Annotated in this window: 3 protein-coding genes; all 3 read right to left on the bottom strand. The window is 67.8% G+C overall.

Annotation, left to right across the window (positions count from 1 at the left end; translation table 11 throughout):
• Positions 1-219: MlaD family protein (locus ACOADB_RS04530; RefSeq protein WP_378596737.1), on the bottom strand; the 219-nt coding region annotated here is incomplete at its 3' end.
• A complete protein-coding gene (locus tag ACOADB_RS04525) occupies positions 216-1,304 on the bottom strand; it encodes an MCE family protein (protein WP_378596736.1) in 1,089 nt (362 codons plus the stop codon). The genes ACOADB_RS04530 and ACOADB_RS04525, both read right to left, overlap by 4 nt.
• A gap of 4 nt (positions 1,305-1,308) precedes the next feature.
• Positions 1,309-2,151, bottom strand: an 843-nt coding sequence (locus ACOADB_RS04520; RefSeq protein ID WP_378596735.1) for an MlaE family ABC transporter permease, incomplete at its 5' end; no start/stop codon positions are given.

Raw genomic sequence — 2,151 nt, 5'->3', positions numbered from 1 at the left:
GTCGTCGACCACGTCCAGGCCGTCGACCTGGCCGACCCTGACCCCCGCGACCCGGACCACGTCGCCGCTCTGCAGCCCGCTCACGTCCGTCATGACGACCCGATATCCCGTGGTCGGACCCAGCCGGGTCTCACCGAGCGTGAGGTACAGCAGGCCGAGCACGAGCAGGCCGACGATCGCGAAGATCGTGAGTCGGATGGCTTCTGCGTGGATCTTCACTGGGGTGTCCCCCTCTCCGGCATCGGAATCTGGCTGTTCTTCAGGCGCGGCAACCCGTGGCAGTCGGGGCCGCGATCCTCCGGTTGCCCCGGAAGGTCCTTCGGCACCGTGTAGTGCGAGAGCTCGGAGCGAACGCTCACCAGCGCACGCAACGAGGCGTCCGTACCGCCGATGACGTCGGCCATCACCTTGCGGGTCTCGTCGAGGCCCTTGAGGAAGCACGGCAGCTCGGTCGAGTACGCACGCAGCGTGGCCGCCGTGGGACGGGCGGAGTCCAGCAACCTGGCGAGTGCATCACCGTTGTCACCGAGGAACTCCGCTGCGCGGCCGCCGAGGAGCGAGAGATCCACGAGCAGGCGATCCAGCGCCTGCTCCTCGTCGGCGATCGTGCCGGCCGTCACCGTCGCGTTGCGCAGGATCGCCAACAGGGCCGGCGAGACCTCGACCGCAAGGCGTGCGAAGCGCGCCACCTCGTGCAGGTCCCTGCGCAGCTGCGGAAGGAGGGGCTCGAGCTTGGTGAGGTAGGCGTCCGCCTTCTGCGCAATCGCGGCGATGTCGTCACCACGACCCGACAGGGTGGTGGCCAGGACGGTCAACGTGCCGTTCAGGCCGGCGATGTCGATGCCGTTCAGCACCCGGTCCAGGCCGTCGAAGACGGTGTTGATCTCCGTCGTCACACCCGAGGCATGGATGGTCGCGCCGTCCTGGAGCGAGGCGCCCCCGGACTGTTCCGGCGGGATCAATTCGACGTACTTGGCACCGAAGACGGTGGTCGCCCGGATCTCGGCGACGACATCGGCAGGGATGCCGTCCAGCTCGTCCCGGTCGATCTCCAGGGTGATCTCGACGGCATCACCCACCGAACGTACGGCTCCGACCCGACCGATCTCGACGCCGCGCATCTTGACCTTGCCGCCGGGATCCATCACCAGGCCGGCACGGGAGGTCTGCACGGTGATCTCGGCCGGGTTGCTGAACGCGCGCACGTACAACGCCCCGGTGAGCGCCACCGCGGCGACCACGACGAGGACCAGCCCCACCCCGGCGATCCGGAGCGTGCGGGGGGAAGTGACTCTGCTGCTCACGTGCTCAACCGCCCAGGTGGAAGGTGTTGAAGTTCGAGTAGATGGCCATCGCGATCAGCAGGTTCACGACCATCACGCCACTCAGCGAAGCGCGCACGGATCGACCCACGGCCTCCCCGACGCCCGCCGGACCACCCTTGGCGTTGTAGCCGTAGAAGGTGTGCACGAGCATCACCACGATGACCATGCCGAGCACCTGGATGTAGGAGAAGACGATGTCCATGGGGTGCAGGTAGAGGAAGAAGTAGTGGGAGAAGTTGCCGGCGCCGACGTCGTAGAAGAAGACCAGCAGCAGGTAGTCGGCCAGGAAGCCGCCGAGGGTGGCGAAGATGTAGAGCGGGGTGATCACGATCATCCCCGCGGCAACACGCGTGGTGGCGAGGTAGGGCAGCGACGGGATGGCCATCACCTCGATGGCGTCGATCTCCTCGCTGATCCGCATCGCGCCGAGCTGCGAGGTCGTCGCCGCGCCGAGCGTCACCGACAGTGCGACACCGGCGAGCAACGGCGTGGAGAGTCGGGCCGTGAAGAAGGCAGCCAGGAGGGGGCTGAGTGATCCGACGCCGAGGCTCGAGGACGACTCGAAGCCCTGCGCTGCGGCCACCGCCCCCGCGAAGAAGGTGATCGAGGCGACGATCACGATCGAGCCACCGACGAGGGCGAGGGCACCGGTGCCGGTACCGAGCTCGGCGATCAGCTTGACGATCTCGCCGGGGTGGCGGCGAAGCGCGCGCGGGATTCCGGTGAGCACGCGCGCATAGAAGAGGCCGTGCGCTCCGATGGCGTCGAGCGTCCGGAGCGGCGCGCGACGTGCGGCTTCGAGCTTGGGAGAAAGGACAGACATCAG

The organism is Nocardioides sp. CPCC 206348 (assembly GCF_048654705.1).
Classification (GTDB): Bacteria; Actinomycetota; Actinomycetes; order Propionibacteriales; family Nocardioidaceae; genus Nocardioides.
This window is presented reverse-complemented; position numbering and strand designations above follow the sequence as displayed.